The sequence below is a fragment of the Rhodococcoides fascians A25f genome, assembly GCF_000760935.2.
Classification (GTDB): Bacteria; Actinomycetota; Actinomycetes; order Mycobacteriales; family Mycobacteriaceae; genus Rhodococcoides.
In genome coordinates, this window is the sequence record NZ_CP049745.1 from 65,763 (window position 1) to 92,033 (window position 26,271).

Annotated in this window: 25 protein-coding genes and 1 pseudogene; 14 read left to right on the forward strand and 12 right to left on the reverse strand. The window is 62.1% G+C overall.

The genetic code is table 11. The features are described from left to right. From BH93_RS27125 to BH93_RS27140, 4 genes are all read left to right on the forward strand, one after another. Positions 1 to 1,119, forward strand: a complete 1,119-nt coding sequence (locus tag BH93_RS27125) for a hypothetical protein (RefSeq protein ID WP_165712983.1) — start codon at positions 1 to 3, stop codon at positions 1,117 to 1,119. Next, the gene (locus BH93_RS27130; protein WP_037174527.1) at positions 1,116 to 1,748 is read left to right on the forward strand and encodes a DUF6461 domain-containing protein; all 633 of its coding nucleotides are present in this window, start codon (positions 1,116 to 1,118) and stop codon (positions 1,746 to 1,748) included. Before BH93_RS27125 ends, BH93_RS27130 begins: the two co-directional genes overlap by 4 nt. Before the next feature lie 5 nt (positions 1,749 to 1,753). After that, the gene (locus tag BH93_RS27135; RefSeq protein ID WP_242459270.1) at positions 1,754 to 2,218 is read left to right on the forward strand and encodes a GNAT family N-acetyltransferase; all 465 of its coding nucleotides are present in this window, start codon (positions 1,754 to 1,756) and stop codon (positions 2,216 to 2,218) included. 557 nt (positions 2,219 to 2,775) lie between these two features. Next, entirely contained in the window at positions 2,776 to 3,414 is a 639-nt protein-coding gene (locus BH93_RS27140; RefSeq protein WP_052065179.1) for a DedA family protein, read from the forward strand. A gap of 45 nt (positions 3,415 to 3,459) precedes the next feature. Here BH93_RS27140 and BH93_RS27145 read toward each other — a convergent pair whose 3' ends face one another. The 7 genes from BH93_RS27145 to BH93_RS27175 form a co-directional block, all read right to left on the reverse strand. Further along, the gene (locus BH93_RS27145; protein WP_037174528.1) at positions 3,460 to 4,458 is read right to left on the reverse strand and encodes an aldo/keto reductase; all 999 of its coding nucleotides are present in this window, start codon (positions 4,456 to 4,458) and stop codon (positions 3,460 to 3,462) included. After that, on the reverse strand, positions 4,455 to 6,116 hold the full coding sequence (locus tag BH93_RS27150) for an FAD-dependent monooxygenase (RefSeq protein ID WP_052065180.1): 1,662 nt from the start codon (positions 6,114 to 6,116) through the stop codon (positions 4,455 to 4,457). The genes BH93_RS27145 and BH93_RS27150 overlap by 4 nt, the downstream gene beginning before the upstream one ends. Next, on the reverse strand, positions 6,113 to 7,756 hold the full coding sequence (locus BH93_RS27155; protein WP_052065181.1) for an MFS transporter: 1,644 nt from the start codon (positions 7,754 to 7,756) through the stop codon (positions 6,113 to 6,115). Before BH93_RS27155 ends, BH93_RS27150 begins: the two co-directional genes overlap by 4 nt. Next, positions 7,753 to 8,454: an HAD family hydrolase gene (locus tag BH93_RS27160; protein WP_052065182.1), complete on the reverse strand. Its 702-nt coding sequence runs from the start codon at positions 8,452 to 8,454 to the stop codon at positions 7,753 to 7,755. The genes BH93_RS27155 and BH93_RS27160 overlap by 4 nt, the downstream gene beginning before the upstream one ends. Before the next feature lie 3 nt (positions 8,455 to 8,457). Then, positions 8,458 to 9,429 (reverse strand): ScbA/BarX family gamma-butyrolactone biosynthesis protein, encoded by a 972-nt coding sequence (locus BH93_RS27165; RefSeq protein ID WP_052065183.1) that lies wholly within the window; start codon positions 9,427 to 9,429, stop codon positions 8,458 to 8,460. A gap of 275 nt (positions 9,430 to 9,704) precedes the next feature. Next, on the reverse strand, positions 9,705 to 10,790 hold the full coding sequence (locus tag BH93_RS27170) for an alpha/beta hydrolase (RefSeq protein ID WP_037174531.1): 1,086 nt from the start codon (positions 10,788 to 10,790) through the stop codon (positions 9,705 to 9,707). Positions 10,791 to 10,845: 55 nt separating this feature from the next. Then, on the reverse strand, positions 10,846 to 13,047 hold the full coding sequence (locus BH93_RS27175; RefSeq protein WP_037174532.1) for an MMPL family transporter: 2,202 nt from the start codon (positions 13,045 to 13,047) through the stop codon (positions 10,846 to 10,848). Between the two features lie 164 nt (positions 13,048 to 13,211). Between BH93_RS27175 and BH93_RS27180 the strand changes: the two genes are divergently transcribed. Then, the gene (locus BH93_RS27180) at positions 13,212 to 13,781 is read left to right on the forward strand and encodes a TetR/AcrR family transcriptional regulator (RefSeq protein ID WP_052065184.1); all 570 of its coding nucleotides are present in this window, start codon (positions 13,212 to 13,214) and stop codon (positions 13,779 to 13,781) included. A 387-nt stretch (positions 13,782 to 14,168) separates the two neighbouring features. Here the strand turns inward: BH93_RS27180 and BH93_RS27185 are convergent, their stop codons facing one another. Continuing rightward, positions 14,169 to 14,849 carry an alpha/beta fold hydrolase gene (locus BH93_RS27185; protein ID WP_165712984.1) on the reverse strand — a complete coding sequence of 227 codons (681 nt, stop codon included), beginning with the start codon at positions 14,847 to 14,849 and terminating at the stop codon, positions 14,169 to 14,171. 50 nt (positions 14,850 to 14,899) lie between these two features. Here BH93_RS27185 and BH93_RS28080 point away from each other — a divergent pair. The 3 genes and pseudogenes from BH93_RS28080 to BH93_RS27195 form a co-directional block, all read left to right on the forward strand. Beyond that, a pseudogene (locus BH93_RS28080) lies at positions 14,900 to 15,025 on the forward strand (HTH domain-containing protein); the annotation flags it as partial. A 175-nt stretch (positions 15,026 to 15,200) separates the two neighbouring features. Then, positions 15,201 to 15,593, forward strand: coding sequence for a helix-turn-helix transcriptional regulator (locus BH93_RS28085; RefSeq protein ID WP_242459271.1), 393 nt, complete (start codon positions 15,201 to 15,203; stop codon positions 15,591 to 15,593). A gap of 250 nt (positions 15,594 to 15,843) precedes the next feature. Then, positions 15,844 to 16,971, forward strand: coding sequence for an MFS transporter (locus tag BH93_RS27195; RefSeq protein ID WP_037174648.1), 1,128 nt, complete (start codon positions 15,844 to 15,846; stop codon positions 16,969 to 16,971). Between the two features lie 241 nt (positions 16,972 to 17,212). On the opposite strand, the gene BH93_RS27200 is transcribed toward BH93_RS27195, so the two are convergent. Genes BH93_RS27200 through BH93_RS27210 form a run of 3 tightly spaced genes read right to left on the reverse strand, consistent with a single transcriptional unit; the run spans position 17,213 to position 19,121 of the window. Further along, complete coding sequence (locus BH93_RS27200) at positions 17,213 to 17,686, reverse strand: nuclear transport factor 2 family protein (RefSeq protein WP_155290981.1); 474 nt, start codon at positions 17,684 to 17,686, stop codon at positions 17,213 to 17,215. Positions 17,687 to 17,742: 56 nt separating this feature from the next. Then, a complete protein-coding gene (locus BH93_RS27205; protein WP_165712985.1) occupies positions 17,743 to 18,639 on the reverse strand; it encodes an SDR family oxidoreductase in 897 nt (298 codons plus the stop codon). Continuing rightward, positions 18,636 to 19,121, reverse strand: a complete 486-nt coding sequence (locus BH93_RS27210; protein WP_080739083.1) for a nuclear transport factor 2 family protein — start codon at positions 19,119 to 19,121, stop codon at positions 18,636 to 18,638. Before BH93_RS27210 ends, BH93_RS27205 begins: the two co-directional genes overlap by 4 nt. A gap of 104 nt (positions 19,122 to 19,225) precedes the next feature. On the opposite strand from BH93_RS27210, the gene BH93_RS27215 reads away from it, so the two are divergent. Next, complete coding sequence (locus BH93_RS27215) at positions 19,226 to 19,894, forward strand: winged helix-turn-helix transcriptional regulator (RefSeq protein WP_037174535.1); 669 nt, start codon at positions 19,226 to 19,228, stop codon at positions 19,892 to 19,894. Between the two features lie 396 nt (positions 19,895 to 20,290). Here BH93_RS27215 and BH93_RS27220 read toward each other — a convergent pair whose 3' ends face one another. After that, a complete protein-coding gene (locus BH93_RS27220; RefSeq protein WP_037174536.1) occupies positions 20,291 to 21,253 on the reverse strand; it encodes a LysR family transcriptional regulator ArgP in 963 nt (320 codons plus the stop codon). Between the two features lie 75 nt (positions 21,254 to 21,328). Here BH93_RS27220 and BH93_RS27225 point away from each other — a divergent pair, with 75 nt between their 5' ends. The 5 genes from BH93_RS27225 (at position 21,329) to BH93_RS27245 (ending at position 26,237) form a co-directional block, all read left to right on the forward strand. After that, positions 21,329 to 21,952: a LysE family translocator gene (locus BH93_RS27225; protein ID WP_037174537.1), complete on the forward strand. Its 624-nt coding sequence runs from the start codon at positions 21,329 to 21,331 to the stop codon at positions 21,950 to 21,952. 196 nt (positions 21,953 to 22,148) lie between these two features. Continuing rightward, complete coding sequence (gene argH, locus BH93_RS27230) at positions 22,149 to 23,666, forward strand: argininosuccinate lyase (protein WP_052065188.1); 1,518 nt, start codon at positions 22,149 to 22,151, stop codon at positions 23,664 to 23,666. Beyond that, positions 23,663 to 24,850, forward strand: coding sequence for an argininosuccinate synthase (locus tag BH93_RS27235; RefSeq protein WP_037174538.1), 1,188 nt, complete (start codon positions 23,663 to 23,665; stop codon positions 24,848 to 24,850). Before argH ends, BH93_RS27235 begins: the two co-directional genes overlap by 4 nt. Then, positions 24,847 to 25,425, forward strand: coding sequence for a formyltransferase family protein (locus BH93_RS27240; RefSeq protein ID WP_037174540.1), 579 nt, complete (start codon positions 24,847 to 24,849; stop codon positions 25,423 to 25,425). The genes BH93_RS27235 and BH93_RS27240 overlap by 4 nt, the downstream gene beginning before the upstream one ends. Continuing rightward, positions 25,422 to 26,237 (forward strand): enoyl-CoA hydratase/isomerase family protein, encoded by an 816-nt coding sequence (locus BH93_RS27245; RefSeq protein ID WP_165712986.1) that lies wholly within the window; start codon positions 25,422 to 25,424, stop codon positions 26,235 to 26,237. Before BH93_RS27240 ends, BH93_RS27245 begins: the two co-directional genes overlap by 4 nt. Positions 26,238 to 26,271: the final 34 nt, after the last annotated feature.

Genomic DNA, 26,271 nt, shown 5'->3' on the forward strand with positions numbered 1-26,271 from the left:
ATGGCTCGTGATGCCGTGCGTCATATCGGTCCAGGCAACGCCGACAAGCTGGTGTTTCTGACAGCCAATAGGAAAGACTTCGAGCCGACGTTGGTCGAGCTGGAGCTGGCAGACAAGGTGCGTATCTTCCCGAACGAGCGGGCGCTGTTCGAGGTCGTGTCGCGTCTCACGCCTGCGCCCATGTACGTACAGCAGATCCTCCACGCTCACTTCTCGGCCGCCGCAACGGAGCTCGATTCGGACCTCAATGGCGCGTCGGAGTCGTGGGTCACCGAATTGGTGTCCGACATCGACATATCTCGCGTTTACGAGCGAGGATCCGGCATGGACACCGTTACCAGCGTCGATGCAAACCCGTATGCCATGCTCGTATCCATCGCCCACATCGTCGTCGATTCGGAACTCGGTACCGAGGGAGAAGAGATGGCTGGCGCGAGTTACGCCTCCTTCTTGCTGACTCTGGATACGGACCTGACTGTGGTGGGATATTCGGTCGACGGCGACGGACAGATCGACACGGCCTACGACTTTCTCGATGCAATCTTGGAGGTGCCCTGCGTGGCAACCATCGTCGGCCGCGAAGTGGTCGCCGTTCGCCAGGTGGACCACGCTTTAGCGCTGGAATCGGAGCCTCGATTCGCTGATGACGGCGACGCACTTCGGTGGCTCGTCGAAGCCGTAGAGGCTGCGACTGACACAACCGCAACGGAATCGAGATACTCTCCAGGTCTTGTGCTGTTCGAGTTCAACGATGTCACAGACCGGATCATCGAGATCCTGGATATTAATACCGCACCAACAGGCGACGACCCAGTGGCGTGGACGGCACATTTCCGAAATACCGGGGTGCTCGTGCGGTGCTTGCATGATGCGGCAACCCGGGTTTGGGCCGGTCCCGATTCGTTCGACGCTCAGCCGCCGTACTCGTTCGACGAACGCCCCTATTCATTGATCGCCGAAATCTGGCGCTCGGCGCATGGACCTACGAAATGGGGGTTACTCGTGAAGCATCAGGATCGAAGGTCGACGGGCGATCGGCGACGCCAGCTATGCGGCCGTGGGGATGGCCGACGCAAGCCCGGCCGTGCAGGTACGCACAGCGAGACGGAGGGGACGTGACGAACTATCGTGATTACCTTTGGGTCGAAGAGTTCGAGTTCTTCACCTCCGACGGTTACTGTTTGGCACTCGTTGACGCGAGTACTACAGGAGATATTCTGACCAGCCTCAGAACATCCGATGACAGGCTCTCGGTAGTCGGCGCTAAAGCCGCACTTCGCGAGAGTCATAGCCTGGGTGTGCAACACGACGTCGATGGAGTGCGAGTCCAGCCGGTCGCAATTGCCGAGGTCGCAAACGGGTGGACGATGCTGCTGCAGGCACCCGGATTTCTCGGCATCTCAGATACGGCGATGGCCGAAATAATCATGACGCATAATGTTGTTTCGCACGGTGCCGACAGATTCGTGTGGTGGTCGGGAGGTGTCAAGAAAACCTCATTCGAGCCCCTCCTGCCACAAGCAGACCTGGCAGGAGTACTTGCCGACCGCCAGCCACCGGAATCACGCGCCCACATCGTCGCCCTCATCGCCGAAGTCGGCGGGATAGACCTCGACGAAACGCCAGGACGAGAATTCCACCACGTTGCGGGATCATTTGCGCTCGCAGAACGACTTACAGGGGTACGAATAACAAACAACCTACTTGAAACAAGTCCTTTCACCGTTACTAACGTGACGATAGAATGACCGGTATGACCACGGTGCCTATCGAACTCCTAGATATGCGCCGCGGAGGAGAAAGCCGGTACTCCTGGCAACCGCCGTTCGACCTGGAGATCAAATACGAGCAAGAGCACTGGTGGGACTACGTCCCGTACCATTTTGACGACCCATGGTACGTCCAGGTCCAGTCAGGCGGTGCCGAGATCGCGCGCATCGAACTCGACGATCCAGGTGACATCAACCACGATTACACGAACGCACCGGAATTGGGGCCGGAACGGTTGGAGATCCAAACCTTGGAGGTCGCCGCATCCTCGCGGGAGCGCGGCATAGGCACCCGAGTCGTACAGGCGCTAATGGAAAGGCACCCACATCGGCGACTGTTTGCGTACTCCGAAGAGGCCCATGAGTTCTGGGTGTCGCTCGGCTGGCAACGGTTCGACCACCCAGAAGGCGAGCAGTTCCATCGGCCGCTGTTTATTCAACGGAGGTAGCCGACCTGCCAGTCCATCGGACCGTCCGACACGGCCTCTCAGTCGCTGTCTCGCGGGGGCAGGTTCTTGCCTCGCGTTCCACATACTTTGTCCAACAACAGTTTCAAGTCAACACCGGTGACGCTGCATATCAAGACTGGTCGTCTTGCATCACGTCATCGCCCGGCGGTCACCGAGTCACCGACTATGCTCCGCCTACGAGAAGTTCGCTGGTAATCCGGATTCAATATCTCCCCAGCAAAGTACGATCTTGACGGCGTTGTCGGTTCTGGACACCGCGAGCTCTTGGATCTGCACATGCAGCGCCTAGTTGAAACCCGCGCGCTATCACCTGCCCGGCCCCGGGGTCGATGAACTGCGGAATCAGGGCCAGGTAGAGGATCGCGACCGCCAACGTGACCACATTGACTCTGCCACCCTGGTCAATCAATCTTTGCAACCAGAGTTCGGAGAAGTGCGTCCCTCCGGAGAAGCACTGAATCCGGAAGCCTGATATTGTACGAGCTATCGCTCGTATTTGAGGGCAGCGCAATTCCACCGACAGACGTGGGGATCTGATGAATCTGATCATCGATGCTTTGGCGATGTTGGCATCATGGTGCGCACCAGCGGTACTGGTCGTTGCCGCTGCCATCCTCTTGGTGGAATCCGGGTTGCTTGTCGGGTTTCTCCTTCCCGGCACTGGCACGGTTCTGGCGGTCGGTGCTCTCGTAGGACTGGGCGAACTCGATCCCGTCGTCACGTCGATCATCCTGATCGCTTCCTCGACTGCAGGGGCTCAGCTGGCCTTTCGGTCCATCAGGCGGGGATCGTGTCGCGCCGATATCGCCGGCTCGAACCGCTTTGCGCGCTTGATCAACGGGGTGCTCGCTCGGGCACGTCGGTTGTTCTCCGGAGATGCGAGTGTCGGAACCGTGACCACGCATTTCGTCGGGGGCGCGAGGACCTTGGGGCCACGGCTCGCTGCGGGTTCCTCGTTGTCGTTCCCCAGGTTCGCGGTGCTGAATATCGCCGCCGCAACCGTATGGGTCACTCTTCTGGTCACCACGGGAAGTGTGCTGGGGGCCAACCCAGCGTGGATCCCCTGGGTCACTTGCGCTTTCGTCGTGGCGGCAGTTGGACTCATCACAATCCGAGCTCTTCGACGCAGTGACGCTACGGTTCCCGACAGCACAATTCCCGCCCCGTCGATCTGATCGACGAGGCGGGAATGCGGCTACGCAAACATTTGACGCCTGTGCCTACTCGCGGCCTGCGGATACCCAACTCATGTCCGGTGCCCGTGTTCCAGTGACGGAGTCGGCCACGGCGTCGAGGGCCGTGACCTGGTTCGGCGTGAGTTCGATGCACAGCGAGTCGGCGTTCTCCGTGACTCGATCCGGCTGTTTCGTGCCAGGGATCGGAACGACGGGCAGCGAGAACTGGGTGCCCTTCGCTCGAAGCCAGGCCAACGCAATCTGTGCGGGTGTGCGTACCTGCTGTGCCGCGATGTCCACCAACGGGGCGAGCGCGGCGGTATTCGTCACGAAAGCTTCGGGTTGAAATCGCGGAAGGAACCGACGAAAATCGTTCTCGCCGAATGCCTCCTGCTGTATCGATGCGGTCAGCATTCCCCGGCCCAGGGGTGAATAGGGGACGAATCCGATGCCGAGTCGGGCTGCGGTCGGGACGATGTTGTTCTCCACGTCGCGGCTGAACAGGCTCCACTCGGACTGGACCGCTGCGAGCGGATGGGTCCGGTGCGCACGTTCGAGTTCGGGGGCGGTCACTTCCGACACGCCGATATGGCGGACTTTGCCGTCGTCGACGAGTTCTGCCATCGCTCCGATGGTCTCTTCGATCGGTATGTGCGGGTCGACCCGGTGAAGGTAGTAGAGATCGACCACGTCGATGTTCAAACGCCGCAAACTGTTGTCGATGCACTGGCGGACGTAAGCCCTATCTCCGCGGCTTCTGCGACCGGGCTCGGTTCCGGATGAATCGATACCGAACTTGGTGGCGACGGTGACCTCGTTGCGACGGTCGGTGAGGAGTCTGCCGATCAGTTCCTCGTTGGTTCCGAGGCCGTACACATCTGCGGTGTCGATGAAGTCGATGCCCAGGTCCACGGCGTGATGCAGGGTCTTCAAGGCCTGATCGGGATCCGACTCACCGTACATCGACGTCAGTGCCATGCCGCCGAATCCGATTGCGGATACCTCGAGTCCTGTTCCGATTCTCACGTGGGGAAATTCGGTCATGACGCTGTCTCCTTCGGGGCGTGCGGCTCGGGGTGACGACGTTCGACTGGTGGTGCGGCGGCAGGGCCGGCAACAGCAGTAAGATAGTTCCGCAGCGCGGAGGGGTCCCGAAGCGAACCTGTCATACCCACGATTCGGTCCGGCCGCACGACGGCGACACCGCCCTGCCCGAGCTCGCTCGAAATGATCTCGCGGGTGTCGATCACGGTGGGAGTTGCGCTGAGAAGCGTTGTGGGGGAGTGGACTACGACCACGACGTGGATACGCGATCCCCACGAGTCGAGAATGGCGTGTAGCGCCCGGAGTTCGTCGAAGCTGGTGATGGTGGCCAGGACCAACATTCGTCGGTCCTGCAGGAGATCAGGCAACAATTTGTCGTCGTGACCGTCGAACTGGACGGGGTGCGCGGGGAGGAACTTGCCCGGGGAAATCGTTCGGCCGGATCCGCCGGCGCGGGCCGCCGACGGACTGTAGTTCGTGTCGATCTGCGCCAGTTGAGGGACGGCACGTCTGGCCAGTAACCCTGTTGCCGAGAGGAATCCCAGGATCCTGTCGCGGATCCACCGCGGCACAGCGGCCCGGGTGGTCCACAGTTTCGTCTGGAGATCGGTCATTGCTGCGACCGATTGCGCGACGGGTCGTCGTTCGAGTTCGTATGTTTCGAGTAGTGCTGCATCGGCCCGGTCGAGCGCTATTGCCGCCAGTTTCCACGCGAGGTTCGTCGCGTCTTGTATTCCGGTGTTCATACCTTGACCGCCCGCGGGACTGTGAATATGTGCAGCGTCGCCGGCAAGTACGAAACGGCCCGACACGTAGCGCGATGACAGTCGCCGGTGGACTCGAAAGTCGCTTTGCCAGAGCACATTACTGACGCGGAAGCGGTCGAGGCCGCGTTGGTCGAGGAGGGTGTTGGCTCGATCGGTGATCTGGGTCGGCGGAATGGGGGCCGTGGACGTGGACTGGCGGTGCCCGAGGAAGACCCGGTGCCCTCCGCCGGGCAGCGGCACGACGACCGTCACCCCGTCGGGGTGGAGGTGATACTGGGCCTCACCGACGGGCCCGTCGGTTCCCAGGGTGCCGTCCACCAGGAGGAACGCTTCGTCATAGCTGTCGCCGTCGAAGTCGATGGCCGCCGTTTTCCGTACGGTGCTGTGCGCGCCGTCGGTGCCCACGATCCAGTTGGCCGTTGTGGTGAAGCGAATTCCACTCGGGCCGACCAGTGACGCCTTCGCCTCTTCGCCGGGTCCAGTAGGTTCTGGATCGAGGGCCCCGAGGAACTTGTGGCGCCAGCGGACAGTGCCGCCCAGCGCCTGGTAGAGCTCGAGGAGCGCTGCCTCGACGAGGGGCTGGGGGAGGGACAGTGGTTTGTGCAGTCCGGGCCGTTCGAGGCCGCTGAAGTCGACGTGGCCCACTCGCGCCCCCTTCGACCAGTACGACGCTCGGTCGAGGGTGACGCCTGCATCGAATACTGCGGGATCGACACCGAGCATGCGCAGGCTTTCCTGTGCGGCGCTCCAGAGTACGAGCGCTTTCGGTTCTGTAGACGGCCCTGACTTGTTGTCGATGATCAGGTGGTCGACGTTTCTGCGTGCGAGTTCGCAGGCGAGCGTCAGACCGGTGGGTCCCGCGCCGACGATGAGGACGGTGTGCTCGGTCATGTCCGGACTCCTGACGGGCGTGGCGGGGTGAGACTGGATTGTTCGGCCGAGATCACGTCCTCGTGTCCGGTCGACGGCGCGTCGCGGGGTAGCGGGGAGGCCGCCGCGTGTGGGTCTGCTGCTGCGGGGTCGACCAGGAAGTCTTTGCGTCTGATGAGGGTGAATGCCGCGATCGCACCGATGAGGGTGACGATTCCGGCGATCGTCGTTACTTGATGCAGCGCCGAGACGAACGCGATTTCTGCGGCTCCGGCAACGTCCTGTCCGGTCTCTTGCAGCGACGCGACGGCCCCTGACGCGACTGCGTCGACGGTGGCGTCGAGTTGGTCCGGGGACAGGGCGGATCCGTACACGGTGTCGAGTTCGGATTCGATGGTCCGGTGAGCCAGCGCTCCGAGTACCGCAACGCCCAATGCCGCACCGACCTGCTGGAAGGTCTCGTTGATCCCAGCTCCCATCCCGGAGTCTTCGGCCCGCACGAGAGCCACTGCCGCGCTCGCACGGGGTGGATTGTGCAGTCCCATACCGAGTCCCGCGATCACGAATCCCGGTAGTAGCGCGGTCCAGCTGTCTCCGACATCAGCGACACGGAACAGTAGAAACCCTATCCCTGTGCACAGCAGTGAGATTCCGATGAGGATCGATGTCGAGATGCGGGCGCTCAGTATTCCGCCTACCGCCCCGGAAATGAGCAGAACACCGGTGAGCGGCAGGAACCTCAATCCGGTCTCGATCGCCGAGTAGCCCAGCACTCCTTGCATCCACAGCACGGAGAACAAGATGGTGGCCGTGACTGCGAAGTTGATGGCGAACGTTGCTGCGGACAGGCCGTTGAAGGAGCGGTTTTTGAACAGGACCGTATCGAGCATGGGGTTGCGGACGCGGCGCTCGACCGCAGCGAAGCCGAAGAGGGCGAGCACACCGACAGCGAGCGCTATCGCGGTACGGGGGTCGGTCCATCCCACGACGGGGGCTCGGATGATTCCGAAGATCAACGCGAACAGACCTGCGGAGAACAGCGCCAGACCGAGGGGGTCGAGGCCGCGGCGCGCGGTCGATGTCTGGTGGTCCCGGACTTTCAGAGCGACGACGGCCAGAATGATCAGTCCCACAGGGATGTTGAGGTAGAACACCCATCGCCAGTCCACTTCGGTGAGGATTCCTCCGATCAGAGGTCCCGCAGCGATGGCGATGCCCGAGGTGGCTCCGAAGATGCCGAAGGCTGTTCCTCGTTGGCGTCCGTGGAAGGTGGCTGCGATCATCGCAGGCCCGACGGCGTACATGACGGCCGCGCCGAGACCTTGAACTCCACGTGCTGCGTTGAGCAGCGTTGCCGATCCGGCGAGGCCGCAGGCCACGGACGCGAGTGTGAACGCCAGTGCGCCGATGACGAAGAGACGTGTTCGGCCCAGCCTGTCCGCTATCGAGCCGGCGGTGAGCAGAAATGCGGCCAGAGCCAAGGCGTAGGCGTCGATCACCCATTGCAACTGCTCGAAGCTCGCCGAGAGGTCTCGTTGCATTGCGGGCAGCGCGACGTTGACGACGGTGAGGTCCAAGAACAGCATGAAAGTTCCCAGACACACCGCTGTCAGTGTCCACCAGCGTTCGGGGGCCGACTGTGTCGATTCGGGGGTGCTCATGCGGACTCCTCGAGGAGCGTGTCTGCGGTGGGTTGCGCGGCCGGTTGCTGACGTCCGAACCAGGCGTCGATTGCCGCGATGGTTCCGGCGGTGTCGGTGAAGTGATGTACCTGCATTCCGTGCGCTCGGGCGGCCTGGCAGTTACGTAGGTCGTCGTCGACGAACAGGCATCGGGCCGCGGGGACGCCGAGCCGGTCGGTCGTACGCCGGTAGATCTCGGCTTCGGGTTTGCGGACACCTTCGTTCGCGGAGACGACCTCGACGCTGAACAGGCCTGCGGGGACGATTCCTCGCCACTCGGGTTCCCATTCTCGGACGTTGTTGGTCAACAGTCCTAGCGTTCGTCCTTCGGACTTCAAGGTGTGCAGGTAGTCGAGGAGTTCGGTGTTCGGGACCCGGCCGGAAAACCATGCCGGCCGGAACTGCGAGAGGTCGATAGCGCGTCCGGTCATGGTTTCCAGTGCCGCTCCGACTCGGTCGAGGAAGGCCCCTTCGGTGATTTCGCCGCGTTCGAGCGGGGCCATGATCGTTTCGTCCGGATCATCGTGCGCGGTGAACAGGGCACCCATCAGGTCCGCCGGTTGCACGGACATGTACTCGGTGAACGCCGCGATGGTGTCGGCGATGGGGTTGGTCAGGACACCGCCGTAGTCGACGACGAGAACGAGGGGACCGGTGTCGGTTGCGTTGTCGGCCATCGCTCATCCCACCTCGACCTGCGAGCGGACGATGACGACATCGCCCTGAACGAGTTCGAAGGATGCGACGATCCCGGTCCCGGACTCGGTGGGTGCGGTCTCGATCAGACGGCAGTAGACAGGGAGCTCGTGTTCGGCGAAGTCGAGGAACTGGATGTCGTAGCGCACCGGTGAGCCCACCGACGATTCCGGAAGCGACTGGGTGTCCAGGACAGCGCACACCGATGCCTGCCTGCACGCTTCCGTCAAGAGCATCCCCGAAACGTGGTCGACCTTGTGATCGGAGAGCGACGGGTGGTTGTTGTCGACGACGACCTCGTACGTCGTGTCGGGGTGGTCCGATCCGGTGGAGGCGATCACGACGTTCTTCGAGTCCCGGCGAGCCACGCGTGCAGGCGGAAGCGGCACGGCGGCAGAGGAATACGGCTGATCGGGGGTGTTCTTCGCTGCCCGCCCGGCCGCGCGCATCTCGGCGAACATCTGCTTGGGCATGAAGCTCAGAGATCCGACGAACTCGCCGACAGGCACGCCGTCGAGAACGGTTTGATACCTGCCGACCGCTCCCGTCAGGTACCCCTCGACGTGGAACCGACGCTCGAACTCGACTCGGATCACCAATCGGCCCGGTGTTTCACCGACCTGCAGGGCGGCAAGGTCGGTCACCGACACGGAGGCCTTGCGGAACACGAACGCCCAGTCTTTGGGGACTCCGTAGAACTGGTGGCTGATCAGGATGGAGGCTTGCCTGCACGCCTCCACGAGAATCATCGGGTCGTACCGGTCGTCGAGTCGGTCGCTGTAGAGGGCGTGGCCGCGCGGCAGCTGCGCGGCCACGACGAATCGATTCTCGCCCGTTGCTGCAGCGTCGGTGAGGAAGACCTCGCTGACAGCTGCGCGGTGGACGAGGCTTCGCGGCACAGTGCGGTCGAATGTCAGTTCACTGGCGACGTCGAACGGTGGTGTGGTGACAGTCATTTCTTCCCCCAGGAATGTGGTCGCAGATTCTCTGCTCTGTGCTAACCGCACCGATCGGTACGTGCCTTCAAGTACAGCGCCGCATTTCCGATAAGTCAATTCTTCGTAGGTTAATTCTGGATTTACCGAAAGTGATACCGGCAACAGAAATCGATTGATCCATTTCCCATTTTCGAGAGGGCAGAAAGAATGCAGAATTACGAGCCCGTGCATGCACCAATAAATGCACGGGCTCGTAATGTCTGTTCAGTTATTGTCGTGGCCCGAGCGTGGGGTCAGTGAGGCTGCCTGGCATCGAGCCACTGGTCGAGCGAGTCGAAGACGAGTGCAGCGTTCCGTGCGTGTCCCATGTAGTGGCCCGCGTCGGGAATCGTGACGGCCTTTTTGTCGGAGGTTCCGGTGAACGATTCGATGTGTTCGTTACCGAATTGCACGCGGGCATCGTTCTGCCCGTACAGGCCGAGAACCGGAATGTCGATGCTCGACATTTTGACCAGATCGAGGAGAATTCCAGGACCTTGCGAGAGCATGTCGCCGCACGGGTGTTGGTTCTGGTAGGGGGCGGCTTCGTCGATTACCTCTTGTTCCGTATCGGCGTAATTTCCTGTGACGAATTCCTCGGTTCCCTGATCGTAGAATGTGTACCCGTTCACGGCGGGATTGTTTTCCGATGCGGAACCTCCGGTGAGGCAGCGCGGTGTGGCGGCGAAGAATCTGACGTAGGCCTCCGGCGTCAGACCGCGATCGGCCCAGTCCATGACCACCAGCGCGTCGATGTCGTCGAAGGTGTATGCCTCGATCTGGACGATCTGCCCACCGTTCGATTGGCCTGCGAGGGTGATGTGCTCGAAGGTGGGGGCGGTTCCGGATGCATCCCATTGATAGTTGCCGGTGCGCAGTGCCTGGACGATCTGATGCGCCATGGTTGCTTGGGATCCCACACACATCGCGCCCCCGGGCGGAGCATCGCTCGAGTCGTATCCCAGCCTGTCGATGGTCAGCGAGGTCTGGCCCCGGGCGGCCATTTCGTAGGTGTGGTGGTATCCCTGAACCGGCAGACGCCAATACCACTCACCTGCCGCGATACCGTGTTCGTAGAGCGTGATGGCGTTCCCGAAACCCCCTGCAGGAGCGGTGAGATGACCCCGTATCGTGTACGCGCGACCGTCTGCAGCGCAGGGAACTGCCGTGTCGTTGATGTTGTGGACCGTGAACGACACCGGTACATCGATCACGCCCGACGGGGCCGGTTGTGCGGCAGCGATCGCCGTACCACCGAGAAAAACGGTGGTGGAGGCCACGACTATCACGATTGCGGCGATGAGCCGTGAGAGTGGGTGATGTCGTCTTGTTTCGAACATTGCGTGACTCCGATCGAGGCGGCGATGAAGGAACGGGATACTTCGAATGAGTTTGCTACGCATATGTTTTCGGCTCTCGGTGGCTGTCTTCGGCCTGTGTTGTGTCGGTGGTGTGCGCGTCGGTGATGCCGATGCGCTGATGCAGGCGTGCCAGTGGGCGCGGTGCCCACCAGTTCCAGCGTCCGGTCAGGGCCATGATGGACGGGACGAGGATCGCTCGGATGATGGTGGCATCGACGAGAACCGCCAGGGCCATGCCGATCCCGAGTTGCTGCAGGAATGTCACCCCGGATGTGGCATAGGTGGCGAAGGAGGCAGCCAGGATGAGAGCTGCTGCGGTCACGACGGGCGCGGAGCGGGAGATGCCGTCGACGATGGATCGTCGATTGTCTCCGGTGCGATCGAACTCTTCCTTGATTCTCGAGAGCAGGAAGACTTCGTAGTCCATCGACAGGCCGTAGGCAATGCAGAACATCAGGATCGGGATACTCGGTTCGATCGCTCCGGTAGGTGTGAAGCCCAGCAGCCCTGCGAGATTACCGTTCTGAAAGCCCCACACCAGCACACCGAACATCACCGTCAGTGACAACAAGTTCAAGATGGTGGCTTTGATCGGTGCGATGACGGATCCGGTCATCACGAACAGAATGGCGAAGGTGATCAGTGCGATGAGCACGGCCACCAGTGGTAGCCGGGCGGTGACGCCGGCGGTGTAGTCGTCGAGCATGGCTGGTGAGCCGCCGATCAGCACCTCCGCGGGAGGCTCGACCGACCGTACCGCGGAGACGAATCCCGCTCTGTCGTGGAGTGATTCGCGAGTGGGTACCACCGAGAGGTAGCTGCCTGCAGCGCCGGGAGTGAAGCGGACGGCGCTGTCCGCCGGAGGTATGAGTGCTCCGCCCGCGGCGACACTGCCCACCGCACTGTCGACACGGAGCACGTCGGGCAGTGCGGCGAGTTCGGATGCGTACCGACCGAGTTGGTCCGGGGTGATGGTCTGGGCGACGATCAGGATGGCATCGGCGTCCTCGCTGTCGTAGTCGTCGCGGATGGTGTCGTAGAGGGCGCGCACCGGCACCGATTGCGGGAGGATTCGATCGTCGGGTGCACCGAAACGAACACCGAGGACGGGCGCACCGAGCAGTATCAAGATCACCACACCGGCGATTGCGAACACCGCAGGTCGCCCGGTCGTGGCCACGGTGATGCGCCGCCACAGCGCGCTTCCGTCGGTAGCGGGTTCCCCACGTCGCAGGGCTCGACGCCCGAGCAGCACCAACGCTGCGGGGAGCACGAATGTCGCTGCGAGAACAGCGGTGACTACGACGGCGACCCCGGCATAGGCGAACGAGGCCAGGAAGGGGAACGGGAAGACCAACAGAACGGCCAGGGACGCAGCGACTGTGGCACCGGAGAACACGATGGTTCGCCCGGCTGCCTGCGTCGCTCGTTGCACGGCCAGCGGCAGATCGGCGGTGCGGCGGGCCTCTTCTCGGAAGCGGTAAATCAGGAACAGTCCGTAATCGACGCCGAGCGCGATGCCCATCACCAGCGCGATGTTCGCCGCGAAGGTCGACACCTCGGTGAACGCTGCCACCACCCGCATGATGGCCAGGGTGCCGACGACCGAGAACAGTCCGGTCGCAAAGACCACTGCGGCGAGGCGAAGTCGTCGTAGCACGGCCCACAACAGTGCGATCACCAGTGGGACGATGATCAGTTCTGCGCGGAGGAAATCGGTTCTCGACTGCTCTGCGACCGATCTGAACACTTCGTCGCTGCCACCGAGGGTGACTTCGATGGTCGAGCTTTCCGTTCGACTGAGCGCCTCGTCGAGGGCGGGAAGGATCTCTTGTCGGACTTCGGTGGCGTCGCCCGGTGCCCACGCTTGGATAAGCGCTGAGCTGCCGTCTCCGGCGGAGAGCGTCGGGACCTTTTCAGTCCAGTAGGACCATGCATCGTCGACACCGGGGAAGGTGTCGACGAGCTCGGTCAGGCGCAACCCCTCCTCGGTCACTGCCGAGCTGTCGACGTCGCCGTTATTCGCGGTGACGAGGACGGTGATGTTCGGTGTGCCGGTCTCGAAGGTGTCTTTGAGCAGCGTTTCGGCTGCCGCCGAGGGGGCATTGGTTGCCTCGAACCTGTTCAGGGACAGTGCGTTCATCGCACCGGCAGCGACCGCCGCGAGCACGAGAAAGAGGACGCCGGCCACTGCGAGGGTGAGTCCGGGTCGGGTTGTGGCGAATCGGGTGGGCATCGTAGGTCCCCCTGCTACCGTGGATACGAGCGATTGCTCGTAGTTTGGGAGAATACGAGTAGACGCTCGCCTTGTCTACCGGAGAACCTGGAGTTCATATGCAGAAAACCCGTACGCCAACTGACCCGCCGACGCCGAAGCGTCAGGATCGAGGCCTCAAGCGCATGGCCGAGATACTCGACGGCGCGGAGGAGTTGTTCGGAGAAGTCGGGTTCGACGCAGCGACGACGAATGCGATCGCGAGCAGGTCAGGTATGTCACCGGGATCGCTGTATCAGTTCTTCAGAAACAAGGAAGAGATCGCTTCCGCCTTGGCTGAGCGCTACGTCACCGAGCTGACCGCTGCCCAATCCGCCGCGGTCGATCCCCGGCCCGACGGGGCACCGGAAACCCTGCCGCAGTTCATCGACCGCGCCGTCGACAATATGGTTGCTTTCAACGCGGCCAATCCTGCCTTCCTGCAGCTGTTCTCGCGGGCGGACACCCAACCGGCTCTCTACGCAGCGGTCGTACCGCTGCAGAACGAACTATCCACGAGGGTGTCAGCGACCCTGGCCGCACTGGCACCGGCCCTGTCCGGCGATCGCATCGCCCTGCACTCCCTGGTGGCCTTGCAGATCACCCGCGGAATGATGCCCGTCATCGCTGCAGAAAAGACCAGCAAAAAGGCGCAGCTCGTGACCGAGCTCAAGACAGCACTGATCCGATACCTGTCCGAGGCACTGGCCTCTTGACCTCAAGTCCCTACTGGAACCCCGACGTTGTACTGGGGATGAAAGGGCCCGGTGCGCAACGGTCAAGAAAGTAGAATGATTCCCGCGATCACTGACGGTTCAGCGGCAATGCACGAACGAAAAGTGCTGGCACACAGGACATGCAGCACTTTACTGGCAACCCTGCATATCAAGACTGGTCGTAATCTCACAGTTACCACCCTATTCGGCGAGTTCCATTGCCCCCTTCCACGTTCTTTTCGACGGCCGTCGAAACCGGTTGATGCTGACAGGCAGTTTCACCCTCGGCGGGATCGGAGACGACCGGTCCACCAGTAGGCGATCGCATTGTGTCCGAAAGGCATTCCGGTGGAGCAGGGCGCGCAAGCTGGCGACGACTGGAGTAATTCAGGCGGACAGGAAGTCATCGATCTTTGTGGCTGTTGTGTGCGGGTCCTGAAGCATCGGCAGATGGCCCGTCAGGATCTCTTCCGACCATGTTCCGTCCAGCCTCTGTGCGAACCGGCGCTGGAGAGCGGGCGAGATCTGTCGATCCTGGGTCGTGACCAGGTAGCCCCGGCGACCTGACCACGCGCGGTCAACTGTTGAATCTAGGTAGAGACCTTTGGATTCGGGCACGAACTCGTCGACGATTCGGGTTGCCATCTCATCGCTCAATCCTCCACTGAGTCCGCGCCGAAGCGAACTGGTAGGGGGACGGGTGCCCCCGAGGCGTATCCCTGCTGCCAGAACCCATCGGCGAGGGGCTGGCATCGCAGTCACGAACGAGGCGTGGCCAACTGGGATCACAGCGGAGATGGCAATGAACGACTCCACCCGATCCGCGAGAAGGCGTGCCACTTCGGAGCCGACCACACCGCCCGAAGAATGCGCCACGACTGCGAACCTGCCGGCGGGCGCGGCCTCGATGGCAGCATCGACATATGCAGAAAGTGGCGCATCCGCGTGTCCGGCAGGCCGGGGAGCAACAACGGAATCGGCGACGATCCGCTTTTGCACCTCGTCCCAGATCCACGGGGGGAGCCCAGCGCCGCTGAGTATCAGAATCGGAAGGTGCGGATCGGTCATGTCACCCATCGTGGTCGGTGGTCGTGTCACCTGTATGTCACCATCTTGGGGTGAACCGAACCGGCAGGCTGTTCGCCACTCGGGAGGAGCTGCGACGTGCGGGTTCTCAAGGCCGAACGGCCGAGCAACTGGCTCAGCTGTTCGAGGTCAGCGTCCGCACGGTGAAGCGGGATGTTAGTGCCCTCCAGCACGCGGGCTTTCCGGTGCGTGCCCGGCCCGGACCGGGTGGTGGTTATGTTGTCGATCGCAGTGCCACCCTTCCGCCCGTCAACTTCACCGAGTCGGAAGTCGTCGGACTCGCTGCTGCCGTAGCCGCGAGTCACGGGCAACCGTTCGAGGGAACTTCGGACGGTGTTCGCGAAGGTTCTCGACGCGATGGACGCCCATACCCGGGCGCGTGCGGCATTGCTTGCAGACCGAGTCTGGATCGATGCCGCGCACGATGGGCGGAGCAACCGGAACCTCAGGAAGATCGAGCAGGGCCTGGCCGAGCAACGCGTGCTCGCACTCCGTTACTGCGACAATTACGGAGCCGAGACGCAACGACGGGTGGACCCAGCACTCCTGGCTCACACCGCTGGCCACTGGTACCTCGTCGCCCATTGCCGGACCGCACAAGCAATTCGGTGGTTTCGTCTCGATCGCGTGCAGAGCGCGAACCTCACGAACGAGAAAGCGGGCTGTGTCCCAGTCGAATCTGCGGGCCAACCGCCGCCCACAGCACGGTCGCTGAACGACTTCTGACTACAGAAGCAGTTGCTCCTCTGCAGGTTAAGGGCAATGCGCGATGCGGTTGGCCCTGTCGTAGCTGTAGTTAGCCAAGCTCAGTCGAACCTCCCAAGTACCGATTCCTGCTGATCATTGGATGGTCCGATGGTGATGTCGGATTCCCGCCAGCGACGGGTTGTCTTGCCGACAACACTTCTCGGTTATGACCACTTCTCCAGAGTCGCTGGACCGCTCAACAGTTTTGAAATCGCCTGTCGTGTGGTTCATGTCGCTTGCCGCCGCGATTGGTACTGCAACCATCTATCCGCTCCAGCCGGGTGTGGCTGAGGTGGCCACCTCGATGGATGTCTCGGTCACCGAGATCGGCGTTGCCCTCGCGTGTGGGCCCGTTGGCTACCTGCTGGGGTTGATTCTGCTGGTGCCGCTGGTCGACCGATTCGCACCCCGACACGTGCTGTCTGTCCAATTCGCCGCATTAGCAGCAGTTTTGGCCCTCAACGCCGCGGTCGTAGACCCGTGGCCTTTGGGTCTCGTTGTGGGTGTCGTCGGGGCTGGTTCTTCAGTGGGCGCGCAGCTGAGTTCGGTAGCGGGCCGGTTCGCTGATCCGCTCCGGCGCGCCACAGTCCTGGGCATCGTCACTGCCGGGATCTCCGCCGGCATACTTACGGGCCGCATTGTCGGCGGCTGGCTGACCGACGTCATCGGTTGGCGCGGGATGCTTCTCACTTTCGCCGCAACGTGCGTGGTGATCGCCGTGGCAGCGCGATTTGCCCTTCCCGCCGCCACGGTCCGCGTCACGACCGGCTATCTCGCCACGGTCCGTGCACTACCTGGTCTATTCGTTCGTCACCCACTGCTCCGGTTAGCTGCGGGCCGCGGAGCGTTGTGGTTCTTCGCTTTCTGCACGGTGTGGGCCGGTCTTGCAGTTGCACTGTCGCAACCACCATTCTCCTACTCCGCAGAGCGAATCGGGCTCTACGCGTTCGCCGGTTTGCTGGGCATCCTCGCCACCAGGATTGCCGGCGTCTGGACTGACCGCGTTGGCGCGAACGCGGTGATTTTGGTTGGGCTCGTCCTGGCAGTCCTCGCCGCCGCAGCGCTATCGCTGTTCCTCTCGAACACAGCGGTCACACTCATCTGCTTGGGATTGTTCGACGCTGGACTGTTCGCCGCCCAGGTGGCTAACCAGAGCACGGTCCTTGCCATCAACCCCACCGCGCCAGCCCAGCTCAATAGCGCCTACATGGTCGTCTACTTCATCGGCGGCAGCGTCGGCACCGCATTCGGTGCCTCAGCAGTCCACTGGTGGGGATGGACAGCGACTACGTCCATAGCTGCCGGAGCAATACTGATCGCCGCAGCGATCACCGCCATCTCCAGAAGGAGACGCTAAGACCCCGCCCACGGCGGGCGGTTTCACAACGGTGAACACCAACAAGTTGATGAGCGCACAGAAGCCAAGAGCTACCAAAACAGAGCTGACGGTCATGGCAGTTTTGCACGAAAAGTACTGCAGCCACACAATATTCAGAGTTACTGGCAATCTGCATATCAAGACTCGTAGTATTGCCCCTGGGCTCCCGCGTGAAGAAGACTGGTAACCGTGAGGTTTAGACTGCCGGACGGTCAGCCCGCTATCGCGGACTTCGGGCTCGCTGCCAGGTGAGGGCGAGGACGATGCGCGGTGCGGTTACGGCGAGGCGTAGGCGGGCACGGATAGAGGTATGGTCGCGGACGTCGAGATGGGCGTGCATCGTGTGGTGGGTGACGAATCCGTCTCGGAAGGTCCATATTTCGGTGCCGACTTGGTTCAGTTCGTTGCGAAAGCCCCCGGTCCATGTGAGCGCGATCGTGGCGGCATCCGCGCACTGCACAGTTTTCGCTACGCGTAAGTGTTGCGTTCGCCAGAGGGTGGCGAGTTCGGTTGCTGCGGCGGTGATAGCGGTTCGGCCGACTAGGTGTTGTCGGGCTCCGTCGATGATCCATTCGGCGGTGGCGTCTGGGGCGTACAGGGCTGTCCACTCGTGAATCGATGCGGTGTTGGTGATGCGTTCGGCGTTGGTGGCGAACGCATGTCCATCGAGAGGTTGCAGTCCGGTGTTGGTCATCGGTGTTCCTTCGTTCGGTTGGGTTCCGCTGCTGTGGATCGCGGCGCTGGTTGTCATCACCGGCTGCCAGGGCCGGAGGGGCTCTCGACTAGCATCTCGAGGGCCGCATGCAGGGGGCGGGGTGTGATGTGCGCGAACGGCTGTGTGCGCATGGGGTCGACGACATAGTCGAATCGGTTGATGCTGGCGAGATGTCGGCTGAAGTGAAACGAGTCGTCGGTAAAGCGCGAGGTGAGGAACGCGTCGAGCGTGGGCGTACTCCACGGGACTCGAACGATCGGTCTGTGCAGGTTCAGGGACTCCATGATTGCGCGCACGAGCTGCTCATGTGTGGGTTCGCCCGATGCTGGGATGTCGACGATGCGGCCGATGTGTTCGGGGGTGGTGCCGGCGTGGATCAGACACTCGGTGGTGGTGGCGATGTCGACGACAGCCATGCGATGTCTGCGCCACGGGCCCATCGGGATCAGGGGAGCGCGGCGGATGAGTTGCAGGTAGGGCCGTAGTCCTCGTGACTGGTCGCCGAGGACCATTCCGGCGCGAACGACGACCGTCCCGGGCAGGGTGAGGAGTTCCTGCTCGACGGCGAGGCGGTTGCGTTGGTAGAGCGGTGCGGGCGCGCCGTTGGGGGCGGGGAGCGTGCTGAAGAAGACGCAGCGAGGTAACGCCGCCGAGTCCGCGGCTGCCGTGAAGTGGCGGGCCGCGGTGAGATCCCGATTGTCCTGGTCGGTTGAATCCAACGAATGCACGAAGTAGTAGGCGACATCGATACCAGCGAGCGCCTCCGACAAGCCAACTCCGGTCGCGACGTCTCCGACAACGACCTGGTCCAAGCCAGTTGGAGCGCGGGCGGGGTCGCGGACGAACCCACGCACCCAATGACCTTGCTCTCGTAGGTGGGCCGCGATGCGGCTGCCGTTGTATCCACTGGCACCTACAACGAGAACTCTCACGATGCGTTCCCACGCGCTGACCGGGTGACCGCGTACGGCGATGTGTGCCCGTACCTCCAAGGGCGGGAACCGCCCGATCGCCACCACGACCGCCACACCGACGGGTGTCGAAGCAGCGTCAACACCAACGGTAGCGGGTCGAAGAAGGCATGACGTTCCACGGCTTTTCCATCGCGTAGAAGCAGCCGGTCCACACACGGCCACTCGACGCGTTGTCCACCCCAGTTCGCATGCAGCCGCAGCTCGATGAACACCACCTCGGCGTCCCCGTGCCAGCGGACGACCTCGGCCCGCAGGTCGGGCATCCACCCCCATAAACTGTCGAACTCGCATTGAGCAGAACGGATTCCGTCCAAGCGCCTGCTGAGTGGCTGAACGAGGACGACATCGTCATGCAAGATTTCGGTCAGCCGCGCGGACGACGGAGCAGCCCAGAAGTCGATGAACGTGTCGACGAAGTTCCGCGCTTCGGTAGTTGCCATCAGATGTCCTTTCGGCAGGGGATCCGTGGACGACTGTTACATAAGATTTAGAAGTACGCAATACCAAATCCGTTCTTACCACTTCGGTTATGTACGCTGGGTGTATGACGCGGCGCAGCTATCAACAGTTCTGCGGGTTGGCCGGTGCGCTGGATGCCGTCGGAGAGCGATGGACTCTGCTGATCGTCCGGGACCTGATGGCAGGGCCGATGCGCTACACCGACCTGGCGGCATCGCTGCACGGCATCGGTACGAGCCTGCTCGCGGAGCGCGTCAAACAACTCGAAGCAGACGGGGTGATCACGCGGCGGGATCTTCCACCTCCGGCCGCGTCGACGGTCTACGAACTCACCGCAGTGGGGTGGGAACTCGCCGATGCCCTGGTGCCGCTGGCAATCTGGGGAGCCCGCCACCAGCTCGAATCGGAACGAACCCCGGACCGACGCTTTCAGCCGGAGTGGAGTCTGACCGTGTTCGCCAGGCTCATCGCAACCAGTGAGCCGCAAGGGCGTGGGGTGTACGACTTCACGATCGACGGGGAAAGTGTCCACATCACCCACGTCGGCACATCGACCACAGTGACCCGAGGCCTCGCGCCCGGTGGTGCCGACGCCGCGGTCATCGGCGATTCGGGAATCGTCGCTGCTCTGGTCGCCGGCCGCCTTGCTATAGCTGACGCATTGGCCACCGGCAGTCTCGCAATCGACGGAACCGACACTGCGTTGCACACTCTCGTCGCAGCACTACCTCCTGCGGCTGATCGCCCGAACTGACCGATAGCCGTCACCAGGTTAACTGTGACGATTCGTGGCTGTTCGGAGACGTCGTCCTTGACGACTACAGGCGAAAAGCATTGCAACAGAACAATATGCAGAGGTTTACTGGTAACCTTGCATATCAAGATTGGCCGTATTGCTCCGCACCCTTGAGCGGCAGTCAAAGCGTGGCCGCCGAACAATGGGCACTATGAATGGGTGGACTTCTAGGTGGCTCCTCGTGCAGTCGTGGCCATGGCCGCCAAGGACCCGCAACGTATGCACCGTGATCCCCCGACAGGTTCCACAACAGCTCAGACGGACTATTCTCTGTCCGATCGTGACGTCGAGCTCCGTAGTGGTCGACCCCGCCCCATACCCCGTCACAGCTGGTCCGATAGCCGCCGGACTCACTCACGCAGGTGCCGGTGTTGCCGCGCCGGGCACCGAACGACTTGGGGCACGATTTGCTATTTTTCGTTCTTTGGGTGTGGCGATCAATGCGTGATGGGCGGCGTCGCGTACCCAGGCTGTGATTCTGTCGAGGGTTTCGGACGGCAGGTGCCATCGTTGCCAATACAGGGGAATGGTGACGTTGTGGTCGGGGTCGAGGTGAACGAGTGTCCCGTCGGCGAGGTCGCGCGCGATTTGTCCTTCCGGTAGCACGCCCCACCCGAGCCCGAGTCGAGCTGCAGTCAGGAATTCGCGGTTCGATGGGAGGTAATGGATCGGGGGTTCACGGTGCGCTTTGATCTTGCGTAGATAGGCGTGTTGTAGGTCGTCCTTTTTGTCGAATCGCAGCATCGGGAGGCGGCTGGGATCGCAAAAGTCGGCGTCGGTGTCGCGAATGAGTGACGGCGCGCACGCGGGCCAATAAACCATGGCTCCGAGGGATTCGACCGTACAGCCAGGTGCTGCGGTACGTGAAGTCGTCACGGCGGCCATGACCACGCCTTGACGCAGTAGAGCGTCTGTATGGTCCTGATCTTCGATGTGTAGGTCCAGCAGTATCCGTCGGTCGACGGCGATCGCTTTCATTACCGGTTGGAACCACGTCGAGACCGAGTCGGCATTGATGGCCAGCGAAAAACGCAATGGCGCAGCGGTATCCGTCGAGTTAGAGCCGCCGCGTAGCTCAGCGTCGGCGTCGACGGTGAGGACTTCGATTTGCCGCGCGAGTCGGAGCAGAGCTTGTCCGTTTCTGGTGGGTAGTACCGGCCTGGTTCGCTGCAGCAGCGCGGCCCCCGACGCTCGTTCGAGCGCGGTAATACGTTGACTGACTGCAGAAGACGAGATGTGCAACGCCATCGCGGCCCCCTCGAACGACCCTGAATCGCAGATCGCGGCGAGTGTGGCGAGCTGATCGTGGTTGTACATCCACAAATACTAAACCTAGATCAGCGATACTTAGGAAACGTGCATCGGCACCGGGGTGGTCGTACCGTTCTCGCCGTGAACAACCCCGTTCTGGCCTATCTCCCTGTCGCTATTGTCTTCGGAATAATTCCAGGCCCTGACGTCATGCTGGCGGTCAAGCACTCGCTGTCCGGCGGTGTGCGTCACGGCGTCGCCGTCGCGTTGGGTGCGGCGACGGGGTCGATGGCGTGGGGCATCGCTGCGGCCGTGGGGCTGGCATCTTTGCTCACCAGCGTCCCCGGGGCATTCGACGCGGTACGTATCGCAGGTGCTGCCTACCTGGTGTACCTGGGAATTGAGAGCATCTGGCAGCGGAAGGGCAGCTTCACCGACGTCGATGCCGCGACTTACAGTGCGCACCAGCCGAAGTGGTCGCGCGCGTTCGTGACCGGTTTCGTCGCAGACCTGTTGAACCCGAAGATGGGTGCGTTCTATCTGGCGGTGCTCCCTCAGTTCATTCCGCGCGACGGGAACGTCTTCGTGTGGTCCATGCTGCTCATGTCGATCGAGTTCGTGGTGGCGCTGATATGTCTGTCCTCGTACGCACTTCTCGCCTCGTCCGCTCGCCGGTTCTTGGAGAAGGGTCGGGTGGGGGCGTGGCTCGAGCGTGGACTGGGTGTTGTTCTGGTGGGCTTCGGCGTCCGGCTGGCCTTCGAGTAGACACCCCCGCCGTCCGAGCCCTTCTCCCTTCGCTCTTTCAACTACTTGACCCGAGCTCGACCTGACCGTGTAACGACGCCCGGTCGGGTTCACGCCGCGGGCAGTCCAATCCCGCCAGGTCTTGGCTTTGCCGTGCCCTGACCCGAACTTTCCTGTACCGAAACCGAACATCACGCACACAGAGGGGTACCGATCAATGAGCGAAAAGCTCTGGGGTGGAAGATTCTCCACCGATATCACCGACGATGTACTTTGCTACACGGAGACAGCATCGGTGGACAGCAGAATGCTCGAACACGACCTGTGGCAGAACATGGCTCATGTTCTGATGCTCGGTCGCGCGGGAATCAACACCGAACCCGACACCAAAGTGCTTCTCGCTGGGCTGCTCGACATGGAGAGCAGCCGAGCCGACGGTGGATTGCAGCTCGACGTCCGACAAGAAGATGTGCACCTCAACACCGAATTCATGCTCATCGAACGGATCGGACCCGTCGGCGGCCGCATGCACACCGCACGGTCCCGAAACGATCAGGTGCAGACCGACGCACGCATGGTCACCCGCGAGTGGCTGCTCGATGCCAGCGAAGAACTGCTCATGTTCGCGCAGGATCTGCTCGGGTGCCCCGAGTCGGAACGAGAAGCAGTCCTACCTGGCTACACGCATTCGCAGGCAGCGCAACCGATTTCGGTAGCATTTTGGAAGGCTGCGCACGCACAGGCCTTGCTGCGTGATGCCTCCCGCCTGATGGATGCCTGGAAGCGCATCAACATCAATCCGCTCGGCGCGTGTGCGCTCGCCGGAACTACATTCGCCTTGGACCGCGATTACACCTCCCGGCTTCTCGGGTTCGATGCACCGATGGTCAATGCGCTCGATGCGACGTCGACGAGGGACTGGACAGTCGAAGTAGCGGGCGCAGCTGCCAGCGGTGCTGTGAATCTGTCTCGCATGCAGGAAGAGATCGTCACCTGGAGCTCGAATGAATACGCTCTCGCCGAAGTGCACGATTCGTTCGCGACCGGTAGCTCGATCATGCCGCAGAAGAAGAATCCGGTGGTTGCGGAACTGGCGCGAGGGAAGTCCGGTCGCGCGGTGGGTGCGCTGGTGCAACTGCTGGTGATGGAGAAGTCGGTCGGTCTCGGGTACAGCTGCGACCTGCAGGAGGACAAACCGGTTTACTGGGGTGCCCTCGATACGTACCTCGACACCATTCGCCTGTGCCGACGCCAGAACCTGCACACCGCGTTCGACGGTGCTCGCGGCAGAGCCCTGTGCTGGGACAACTTCTCGACCGCGACAGAGATCGCCAACATCTTGGTCTCTCGGTTCGACGTTCCTTTCCGCACAGCCCACCGCATCACCGGTGACCTCGTCAACGCCGCCCTCGCAGCCGGTCATACCCTGCGCAACGTCGCGTTCACCACCACTTTCCTCCGCGAGGAACACGACATCGACATCAATGAGGTCGACATGAAGCAGATATGCGATCCCCTCCACACACTGCGCAGCTACATCTCTGCCGGATCCACCGGACCGACGCGGGTCGCCGAACAGCAGGAGCAAGGCCTGGCCGACGTGACCGACAGACTCGCCAAAATCCGGCAAGCCAGAACCCGCCTCTGGGAGGCGAAGGCGGAATGCCTACGAGCAGCGCGATCCGTCGTCGGCGGCGTGAGCGTGCCCGAACTCGCGATGGAGGTCGGGGTATGAGCATCGTCCTGGCATATTCCGGCGGATTGGACACATCCGTTGCCGTGCACTGGCTCAAAGAGCGCTATCAGACCGAGGTCATCGCGTACTGCGCGAACCTCGGCCAAATCGAGGACCTCGAGGCCGTCTCGAAGCGCGCAACCGCGGCCGGCGCGTCGGAAGTAATCGTCGAAGACGTCCGAGACCATTTCCTCCACGACTATGCAATCCCGGCTCTCGCCGCCGGCGCTGCATACGAGGGAAAATATCTTCTAGCTGCACCATTGTCTCGACCGTTGATCGCCGAGCGGCTGGTCAGCATCGCTCGCGAACGCGGTGCATCCGCAGTCGCTCACGGTGCCACAGGCAAGGGAAACGATCAGGTCCGGTTCTACACCTCCGTGCGGGCGTTGGCTCCCGAGCTCGACATTCTCGCACCTGTCATCGATTGGGAAATGACCTCACGCGGTAGCGAAATCGCCTACGCCGATCTCCACGGTATCGATGTAGGTGTCAGCAAGACGACGCCGTACAGCATCGACACCAATATCTGGGGCACCAGCATCGAGTGCGGGGATCTCGACCTCATCGACCACGCTCCACCGCCCGATGCATGGCAGATCACGACCGCGCCGGTGCAGGCACCGGATCGTGCAACAACGATCACGATCGAGTTCGAAGCAGGCATTCCCGTCGCTCTCGACGGCCGCAAGCTCGACCTGATCGACCTGGTCAGCGAACTCGGAGACACAGCGGCCGCGAACGGTATCGGGCGTACCGAAATCCTTGAGAGCCGCATCGTCGGCTTCAAGAGCCGCGGAATCTACGAAGCACCCGCTGCAACAGTTCTTCTCGCTGCACGAACCGATCTCGAAGCGCTCGTACTGGACCGAGAGACGCTCCACCACAAGCGATCCATCGCCGACCAGTACGCAGAGTTGGTCTACTACGGCTACTGGTTCACTGATCTGCGCGCAGCACTGGATGCCTACTGCGCGCGTCTGGCTCACCGCGTGACGGGCACAGTGACCGTCGAGCTGTACAAGGGCTCCGCTCGATGCATCGGCCGGACGTCCCCGAAATACGGCCGATACAGCTCGGCACTGGCCGATTACGAAGAGGCAGACACCTTTCGACACGAAGCAGGAGCCGGATTCGCGTACTGCTGGGCTCTCCCACTCACCGAAGGAGTTGTCACTCGATGAAAGACACCCGCTCTGTTCTGCTCATCTCCGACGGATCACGGTGGGGCGAACTCGCCCACGACTTTCTCCGCCGCAGATTCGCCGACGTCGACTGGTTTGCCTGGGATTACGGCGATCCAGTGACTCGATCGTTCGATCAGTGGCACGGATGCGACCTGCTTCTGTCCTTCAAATCGGACTTCATCCTGTCCGAGGCCACACTCGATCGAGTGCGGGAACTGGCCGTGAACTTCCACCCGGCGACCCCGAACTACCGAGGGATCGGCGGATATCGCTACGCGATCGACGACAACCAGACGCAATTCGGGGCCACCTGCCACATCATCACCCCGAAGGTGGATGGCGGTCCGATAATCGCGGTCGACCGATTCGACATAGTCCCGGGCGAATCCGAGACGAGCTTGAGCGAACGTACCGCCGCCGTCGCACTGGCTCAATTCCATCGAATCGTCACTGCAATATGCAACGGCACCACGATCAGCGCCGACGACAGCGAACAATGGGGACAACGTCTCTACACACGCCGCGCCCTCGACGCAGACCGCCGAAAGCGTGGGGAGCTGGTCGAAGCGTGAGAACACTGCACTCGCCCTCCGCCACCCACGATCGGCCGAGGTCGCCCGAAGCCCATGGCGGTACTGCAGTTCGCAACGGCCCCTTGGCGATCATCGAATTCGACGGCGAAGGACACAACACGTTCTCCACGGACAAGATGCGCGGCATCACCGAGTTGGTCTGGCAGCTAGGGGACACCCCGGATGTCGAGGGGCTGGTTCTGTACGGGGGAGACGGTCGATCCTTCGGTGTCGGCGGTGACTTCAACGAAGTCAAGGACTTCACGGGAGGCTCCGAGGTCAACCGATGGATCGACGCCTGCGTGGACATGTATCGAGCAGTTCTGTCGATCTCGAAACCGACCGTGGCAGTCATCGACAAATACTGCATCGGCATCGGACTTCAGTTGGCACTGTGCGCCGACTGGCGCATCGGAACGTCGACGTCGGACCTCCGTATGCCCGAGCTCAAGTTGGGTATCTCCTGCATACTCGGAGCTCCGCTCTTGGAACGCCGAGTAGGGCCTGCCGTGGCGAATCGAATGATCATCGGGTGCGATCGATGGCTCGGTGCCACCGCACTCTCCGACGGCCTCCTCGATGAACTCGTTGCAGCCCACAGTGACCCGCTCGCTGCAGGATGCACCCGAGCACAGGCACTGGCCCAGTACCAATCGGTACCGTTTGCCCGCACCAAGGCGTTCGTCAACCACGATCTGCTGCTCGACATGGAACGAGCCCGTATTGCAGCAATAGCCGGCCACCGAGCGGGGTTCGCTGCAGGCGATGCGGCCCAACAGAAGATGCGCACAATTGTCGGAGACAACCCATGACCCCAACCGATCATGGGTGGGTCGTCGTTTCGCG

What these genes read in the sequence shown, in the direction of transcription:
- BH93_RS27125 (WP_165712983.1), top strand. Translation starts at nt 1, where the DNA reads ATGGCTCGTGATGCCGTGCGTCATATCGGTCCAGGCAACGCCGACAAG.
- BH93_RS27135 (WP_242459270.1), top strand. Translation starts at nt 1,754, where the DNA reads ATGACCACGGTGCCTATCGAACTCCTAGATATGCGCCGCGGAGGAGAA.
- BH93_RS27140 (WP_052065179.1), top strand. Translation starts at nt 2,776, where the DNA reads ATGAATCTGATCATCGATGCTTTGGCGATGTTGGCATCATGGTGCGCA.
- BH93_RS27145 (WP_037174528.1), bottom strand. Translation starts at nt 4,458, where the DNA reads ATGACCGAATTTCCCCACGTGAGAATCGGAACAGGACTCGAGGTATCC.
- BH93_RS27150 (WP_052065180.1), bottom strand. Translation starts at nt 6,116, where the DNA reads ATGACCGAGCACACCGTCCTCATCGTCGGCGCGGGACCCACCGGTCTG.
- BH93_RS27155 (WP_052065181.1), bottom strand. Translation starts at nt 7,756, where the DNA reads ATGAGCACCCCCGAATCGACACAGTCGGCCCCCGAACGCTGGTGGACA.
- BH93_RS27160 (WP_052065182.1), bottom strand. Translation starts at nt 8,454, where the DNA reads ATGGCCGACAACGCAACCGACACCGGTCCCCTCGTTCTCGTCGTCGAC.
- BH93_RS27165 (WP_052065183.1), bottom strand. Translation starts at nt 9,429, where the DNA reads ATGACTGTCACCACACCACCGTTCGACGTCGCCAGTGAACTGACATTC.
- BH93_RS27170 (WP_037174531.1), bottom strand. Translation starts at nt 10,790, where the DNA reads ATGTTCGAAACAAGACGACATCACCCACTCTCACGGCTCATCGCCGCA.
- BH93_RS27175 (WP_037174532.1), bottom strand. Translation starts at nt 13,047, where the DNA reads ATGCCCACCCGATTCGCCACAACCCGACCCGGACTCACCCTCGCAGTG.
- BH93_RS27180 (WP_052065184.1), top strand. Translation starts at nt 13,212, where the DNA reads ATGGCCGAGATACTCGACGGCGCGGAGGAGTTGTTCGGAGAAGTCGGG.
- BH93_RS27185 (WP_165712984.1), bottom strand. Translation starts at nt 14,849, where the DNA reads ATGACCGATCCGCACCTTCCGATTCTGATACTCAGCGGCGCTGGGCTC.
- BH93_RS27195 (WP_037174648.1), top strand. Translation starts at nt 15,844, where the DNA reads ATGTCGCTTGCCGCCGCGATTGGTACTGCAACCATCTATCCGCTCCAG.
- BH93_RS27200 (WP_155290981.1), bottom strand. Translation starts at nt 17,686, where the DNA reads ATGACCAACACCGGACTGCAACCTCTCGATGGACATGCGTTCGCCACC.
- BH93_RS27210 (WP_080739083.1), bottom strand. Translation starts at nt 19,121, where the DNA reads ATGGCAACTACCGAAGCGCGGAACTTCGTCGACACGTTCATCGACTTC.
- BH93_RS27215 (WP_037174535.1), top strand. Translation starts at nt 19,226, where the DNA reads ATGACGCGGCGCAGCTATCAACAGTTCTGCGGGTTGGCCGGTGCGCTG.
- BH93_RS27220 (WP_037174536.1), bottom strand. Translation starts at nt 21,253, where the DNA reads ATGTACAACCACGATCAGCTCGCCACACTCGCCGCGATCTGCGATTCA.
- argH (WP_052065188.1), top strand. Translation starts at nt 22,149, where the DNA reads ATGAGCGAAAAGCTCTGGGGTGGAAGATTCTCCACCGATATCACCGAC.
- BH93_RS27235 (WP_037174538.1), top strand. Translation starts at nt 23,663, where the DNA reads ATGAGCATCGTCCTGGCATATTCCGGCGGATTGGACACATCCGTTGCC.
- BH93_RS27240 (WP_037174540.1), top strand. Translation starts at nt 24,847, where the DNA reads ATGAAAGACACCCGCTCTGTTCTGCTCATCTCCGACGGATCACGGTGG.